The organism is Blautia sp. CAG:237 (genome assembly GCF_000436615.1).
In the GTDB taxonomy this organism is placed as follows: Bacteria; Bacillota; Clostridia; order Lachnospirales; family Lachnospiraceae; genus Blautia_A; species Blautia_A intestinihominis.
In genome coordinates this window covers 1-6,559 of record NZ_FR886716.1, presented here as the reverse complement: position 1 = coordinate 6,559, position 6,559 = coordinate 1, and the positions used below count along the sequence as shown (strand labels likewise).

Sequence of the window (6,559 nt, the reverse complement as noted above, 5' to 3'; positions counted from 1 at the left end):
TTCTTTTTTAGCTTTCTCTGCTGCTTCTTTCAGTCTCTGAAGAGCCATCTTGTCTGCGCTTAAGTCTACGCCTTCTGCTTTCTTGAATTCCTCGATCATCCAGTCTGTAACTTTCTGGTCGAAGTCATCACCACCAAGACGGTTGTTACCAGCTGTGGAAAGAACTTCGATGACACCATCACCGATCTCGATAACAGATACGTCGAATGTACCACCACCTAAGTCGTAAACCATGATCTTCTGCTCTTTCTCGTTGTCAAGACCATATGCAAGAGCTGCTGCTGTAGGCTCGTTGATGATACGTTTTACATCAAGACCTGCGATCTTACCAGCATCTTTGGTTGCCTGACGCTGAGCATCGTTGAAGTAGGCCGGAACTGTGATAACTGCTTCTGAAACAGTTTCTCCAAGATATCCTTCTGCGTCTTTTTTCAGTTTCTGAAGGATCATAGCGGAGATTTCCTGCGGAGAATATTTCTTCTCGTCGATGGTTACACGATAGTCTGTACCCATCTCTCTCTTGATGGAGGAGATTGTTCTGTCAGCGTTTGTTACTGCCTGACGTTTTGCAGGCTCACCTACAAGACGTTCTCCTGTTTTTGTGAAAGCAACTACGGATGGTGTTGTTCTTGCACCTTCTGTATTAGCGATAACGGTTGGCTGTCCACCTTCCATTACGGCTACACAACTGTTTGTTGTACCTAAGTCAATACCAATGATTTTTCCCATGATAAAATTCCTCCTGATAAATATCTAAATATATGAAATATTAATTAGCCACTTTAACCATGCTGTGACGAACTACGAATCCTTTATAGGTGTAACCTTTCTGAAGTTCCTCTACAACAATGTTCTCTCCGACAGATTCATCCTCCACATGCATGACTGCGTTGTGGAAATCTGGATTGAATTCCTTGCCGACTGCTTCGATCGGTTCTACTCCCATGCCTTCCATTGTGGTGGTAAGCTGTTTGTAGATCTTCTCCATTCCATCAGCAAACGGATCATCCTGTGGTGCCTGTGCAAGTCCTCTCTCAAAATTATCCACAACCGGAAGGATCTTCTCGATGATGTCCTTTGCTCCGATCACATACATGCTGGATTTCTCTTTCTCTGTACGTTTACGGAAGTTATCGAACTCAGCCATGTTACGTTTCAGTCTGTCTGTCAGTTCTTCGATCTGCTGTTCTAATTTATTGTCTTTTTTCTTCTTGCCGAAGAAAGATGTTTTGGATTTGGTTTCTTTATCGTCGTCTGCCTCAGGGGCTTTCTCCGCTTCTGCGTCCTGTCCTGCCGTTGCTTCCGGCGATTCTTCTGTCGGCTCGTTCACAGTTTCTGTTTCCGGAATGTCTTTCTCTGTTTCTTCCTGCTCATTTGCCGTGTTTTTATTTTCTTCTGACACCTTTGTTTTACCGCCTTTCTGCCTGGCTGCTAGCCGTCTTCATTGCTTTTATTTTTTATGAAAACCTGATCAAGTTCGACCTTGAGGGTCTTCAAGCTGTTTACTACATTCTCGTAATCCATTCGCTTCGGTCCTACAATACCGATCGTTCCATGCATTCCCTCTCCCAGTTCATAGGTTGCGGTTACAACGCTGCAATCCTTCATGGTCGAGATCGGAAGTTCGTCTCCGATGTACACCTGAACTCCGGTATTGTCATCTGCCATCCGCTCCTTGACCAGATCTACCAGCTGCTGCTTCTCCTCGAAAGTGGAGATCAGTCCGGTTGCTCTCGTCGTATCCGATAACTCCGGATACTTGAAGAAGTTCGTGGCTCCTGACGTATAGATTTCCATGTCGTCCTCATCCACATGAATCGTAGCTGCCACTGCATCCAGCACCTTGGCCACCAGCTTACTGTGAATACCTGCCTGTTCCTTAAGTCTGGCGATCATTCCAAGATTGATATCCTGGATCGGCAGTCCGTTCAGATTGGTATTCAGAAGCAGGTTCAGCTTCAGGATCGTCTCATCGTCCATCTCTTCATCCAGATCGATGATCTGATTTCGGATGACGTTGCCTTCGCATACAACAACTGCTACCAGCTGCAATTCATTGACACGGGATAACTGAATAAATTTCAGTTTGCTTCCGCTGTACTGAGGAACCGAAACCATCGTTGCGTAATTGGTGTTCGAGGCGAGGACACGTGCTACATTCTTAAGCACTTTCTCCATCTTATCTGTCTTCTCGATCATCAGATTACGGATCTCTGCAATCTCGTCTTCCTTCTCCCGCATCAGTTCATCCACATAAAGCCTGTAGCCCTTATCAGAAGGTATTCTTCCTGCCGATGTATGTGGCTGAACGATATATCCCATGTCTGTCAGATCAGACATCTCGTTCCGGATTGTTGCTGAGCTGACATTCAGATCCTTGTCCTTGGAAATCGTCCTGGATCCTACTGGTTCGCCTGTCTCCATGTATGTCCTGATGATCGCCTTGAGAATCCGTTTCTTACGATCTGTCAGTTGTTCATCCATGTTCCCAGCTCCTTTCCGTTTAGTCTGTTAGCACTCATCATTAAGGAGTGCTAACATCTATAGTGTTAAGATAGCACTGTCGTTATTATTTGTCAACAGATAATTACGAATTTTTTGAAAAAAACATAAAAATCACAGTTCCGACACAGATAGGGAAACTCCGACAATTCTGGCGGGACCTTCTCTGTGTTCGACACTGTGATTCTCTTAATCTTCCTGTATTATGATATATCTGTTTTACTTTACAGACCGCTTCTGCGGATCGCTTCTACTACTTCTTTGATCTTCTCCGGAGGGAGTACCAGTGCGAAACGTACATATCCTTCTCCGTGCGGGCCAAAGCTTGCTCCTGGTGTCACGATGACGCCGGCTTTTTCCATCAGTTCCATACAGAATGCCATGCTGTCTGTACGTCCTCCCGGGATCCTTGCCCAGACGAACATCGTTCCCTTGCCATTTGGAAGGTCCCAGCCGATCTCGCGGAGACCATTGCAGAGTGCATCCCTTCTCTCCTGATACATCTGGCACTGCTCCTGAACGCTTTCAAGAGGTCCTTTGAGTGCCGCGATCGCTGCTTTCTGGATCGGAAGGAACATTCCGAAATCAATCTGGCTTCTGAGTTTGCGGAGTGCCGCGATCACATCCGGGCGGCCTACGAGAAAACTGATCCTTGCGCCTGTTACATTAAAGGACTTGGAAAGGCTGAAGAATTCTACACCGATCTCCTTTGCTCCTTCTGTTGCGAGGAAACTTCCACCATGTGCTCCGTCAAAGATGATATCGCTGTATGCATTATCATGGATAATCAAGATATCATATTTCTTCGCAAATGCTACGATCTCTTCGTAAAGTCCTGGTGTGGCAATGCTTCCTACCGGGTTGGATGGCAGAGAAACTACCATGTATTTGGCTTTGCGTGCTACTTCCTCCGGGATATCCTTTACATATGGAAGAAAATCGTGCTCTGCGACAAGCGGGTAGTAGTATGGCTCTGCCCCTGCCATCAGGCTTCCTGCTGCAAATACCGGATAGCATGGATCCGGAAGAAGGACAACATCTCCCTCATCGCAGAGTGCCATTCCAAGATGTCCCATTCCTTCCTGGCTGCCGTAAACGGTCATGACCATGTCCGGTGTCAGCTCTACGTCAAAACGTTTCTTATAATAGTCACAGACTGCTTCCAGAAGTTCCGGGAGATCCCTGAGACTGTATTTCCAGTTATTGTCATCCATGGCCGCCTCTGCCAGAGCTTTCTTGATGTGTTCCGGTGTTTTGAAGTCCGGCGTTCCCACACTCATATTATAAATTTTCATACCCTGTGCTTCCAGTTCCATACGTCTGTTATTCAGGGCTGCAAAGATTTCTTCTCCAAATCTGTCTAATCTCTTGGAAAACTGCATATCGATTTACCTCTTTCGTTTCTGTTCAAGCATCATACCTGCCGTTCGTTCTATTGTAGCACTCTCTCCATTACTGTACAAGAGTAAAGTACACTAGTCATCCAATTCTTCCAGATTTTTCTTAAGTTCGATCATCTTGTCACGGAGTTCTGCTGCCTGTTCGAAGTTCAGACTTGCTGCTGCTTCGCGCATCTGCTTCTCGACTTTGGTAATCAGCTTGGTAAGTTCTTTGCGGTTCATGGACTCCGGATCTTTCTTGAGTTTCGCTTCGGTCTCAGCAACCGCCTTGGAAACTGTGATCAGGTCGCGGACTGCTTTCTTAATTGTGGTCGGCGTGATTCCATGTTCTTTGTTGTAGGCTTCCTGGATGCTTCTTCTTCGCTCGGTCTCCTGGATGGCTTTTCGCATGGAATCGGTCATGACATCTGCGTACATGATAACGTGACCTTCGCTGTTTCGGGCGGCTCGGCCGATCGTCTGGATCAGGGAAACTTCTGAACGGAGGAAACCTTCTTTGTCTGCATCGAGGATTGCAACCAGTGTGATCTCCGGGATGTCAAGGCCCTCTCGGAGAAGGTTGATTCCGACAAGTACGTCAAAGACATCCAGTCGCATATCGCGGATGATCTCCGCACGTTCCAGCGTGTCAATGTCGGAATGAAGGTAACGCACACGGATACCTACATCCTTCATATATTCTGTCAGGTCTTCTGCCATTCGTTTGGTCAGGGTCGTGATCAGGATCTTGTGGCCCTTGTCCACTTCTTTGTTTACTTCGCTGATCAGATCGTCGATCTGTCCTTCGACCGGGCGGACTTCTACCTTCGGATCGAGAAGTCCTGTCGGACGGATGATCTGTTCTGCACGGAGAAGTTCGTGCTCTGCCTCATACTGTCCCGGTGTTGCAGAGACAAACAGGACCTGGTCGAGTTTGTTTTCGAACTCATCGAAGCTTAACGGGCGGTTGTCCTTGGCAGATGGCAGGCGGAAACCGTAGTCGACAAGCGTCTGCTTACGGCTTTGGTCTCCGGCGTACATTCCACCGACCTGAGAGACTGTTTTGTGGGACTCATCTATAATAAGAAGAAAATCATCCTTAAAGTAGTCCATCAGGGTATATGGCGGCTGGCCCGGTGCAAGCCCGGTAAGGTGTCTCGAGTAGTTCTCGATTCCGGAACAGAAGCCGGTTTCTTTCATCATTTCTACATCGAAGTTGGTACGCTCGGCGATACGCTGCGCTTCAATCAGCTTATCCTCGCTCTTGAAATAGGAAACCTGTTCTTTCATTTCTTCCAGGATCGCATCGGCTGCTTTCTGGATTTTTTCCTGTGGAACAACGTAATGGGATGCAGGGAAAATCGCAGCATGCTTCAGTTCATTGTGGATCTCACCTGTCAGAACATCTACTTCTGTGATGCGGTCAATCTCATCTCCGAAGAATTCTACGCGGATCGCGCGGTCTGAGTAGTTGGCAGGAAAAATCTCCAGCACATCGCCCCGCACGCGAAAAGTACCTCGATGGAAATCCATCTCGTTGCGGTTATACTGGATATCGATCAGTTCTTTGATCACATCATCCCTGTCCTTCTCCATCCCCGGGCGCAGAGAGATCATCATATCAAAAAATTCTTCCGGTGCACCCAGACCGTAGATGCAGGATACAGAGGAAACCACTATGACGTCTTTGCGCTCGCAGAGTGCCGCCGTTGCAGAGAGGCGGAGCTTATCGATCTCGTCGTTAGTGGAAGCGTCCTTTGCTATATAGGTGTCGGTAGATGGGACGTATGCTTCTGGCTGGTAGTAATCATAATAGGAGACAAAGTATTCTACTGCGTTCTCAGGGAAGAATTCCTTCATCTCGCCGTAAAGCTGCGCTGCCAGTGTTTTATTGTGCGCAAGTACCAGGGTTGGTTTGTTGAGCCGGGCGATGACATTCGCCATCGTGAAGGTCTTACCGGAGCCGGTGACACCAAGCAAAGTCTCGAACTGGTTGCCTTCCTTGAAGCCCTTGACTAGCTGCTCGATTGCCTGCGGCTGATCGCCGGTGGGGTGATATTCGGAGTGTAGTTTGAAGATTTGTTGTGAATTTTGCACAAAAGCACCTCCTGGTTGTATGTTGAAAAAGCTCAATGCTATTCTTTTTGCAATTCTATTGCATTTGTGTTTCCAAATATTTCTCACATAAATGATTATTTAGAGGAGATGGCAAAGACCATCTACGACTATTGGTTTGTACAATTTGAGTTTCCTGATGGAAACGGAAATCCATATAAAACTTCAGGTGGAGCCTTATTATACAATGAAGTTCTCAAAAAAGAGATTCCATTTGGATGGACTATTGATACTTTACTCCTTCTTTGTGAATATTGGAATAAAATGGATAATTCACAATCCATTTGTTGAAATGTGCTTCACTTTTTGCAATAGGTTTGATATCCAGATCATTGTCCATATTGAAATCATACGTCATATAGGATAGCTGCTGCGCATATGCCTTTAATTCCAGGTCAGACATATCCACCAGAATCATAATATCCACATCAGAATCCGGACGGAAGTCACCCCTTGCATAAGAACCATAAAGGATTATCTGGCGTACATGAGAGCCATAAATCTTTTTGATAGCCTCCACATATTCTTCAAGTGACATGCTCCCACCACTTAAATCTCTGATT

The 6,559-nt window shown here is 46.4% G+C and carries 6 protein-coding genes; all 6 read right to left on the bottom strand.

Features of this window, described 5'->3' with window-relative positions; genetic code table 11:
- The coding region (locus tag QZL69_RS05315; protein ID WP_291518478.1) for an Hsp70 family protein at window positions 1-729 on the bottom strand (729 nt) is incomplete at its 3' end.
- Between the two features lie 40 nt (window positions 730-769).
- A complete protein-coding gene (gene grpE, locus QZL69_RS05310; protein ID WP_022214190.1) occupies window positions 770-1,402 on the bottom strand; it encodes a nucleotide exchange factor GrpE in 633 nt (210 codons plus the stop codon).
- 29 nt (window positions 1,403-1,431) lie between these two features.
- Window positions 1,432-2,484 (bottom strand): heat-inducible transcriptional repressor HrcA, encoded by a 1,053-nt coding sequence (gene hrcA, locus QZL69_RS05305; protein ID WP_022214189.1) that lies wholly within the window; start codon window positions 2,482-2,484, stop codon window positions 1,432-1,434.
- 242 nt (window positions 2,485-2,726) lie between these two features.
- Complete coding sequence (locus tag QZL69_RS05300) at window positions 2,727-3,884, bottom strand: pyridoxal phosphate-dependent aminotransferase (protein WP_022214188.1); 1,158 nt, start codon at window positions 3,882-3,884, stop codon at window positions 2,727-2,729.
- A gap of 93 nt (window positions 3,885-3,977) precedes the next feature.
- A complete protein-coding gene (uvrB, locus tag QZL69_RS05295; protein WP_022214187.1) occupies window positions 3,978-5,978 on the bottom strand; it encodes an excinuclease ABC subunit UvrB in 2,001 nt (666 codons plus the stop codon).
- 241 nt (window positions 5,979-6,219) lie between these two features.
- Complete coding sequence (locus QZL69_RS05290) at window positions 6,220-6,534, bottom strand: nucleotidyltransferase domain-containing protein (RefSeq protein ID WP_022214186.1); 315 nt, start codon at window positions 6,532-6,534, stop codon at window positions 6,220-6,222.
- Between the last annotated feature and the right edge of the window lie 25 nt (window positions 6,535-6,559).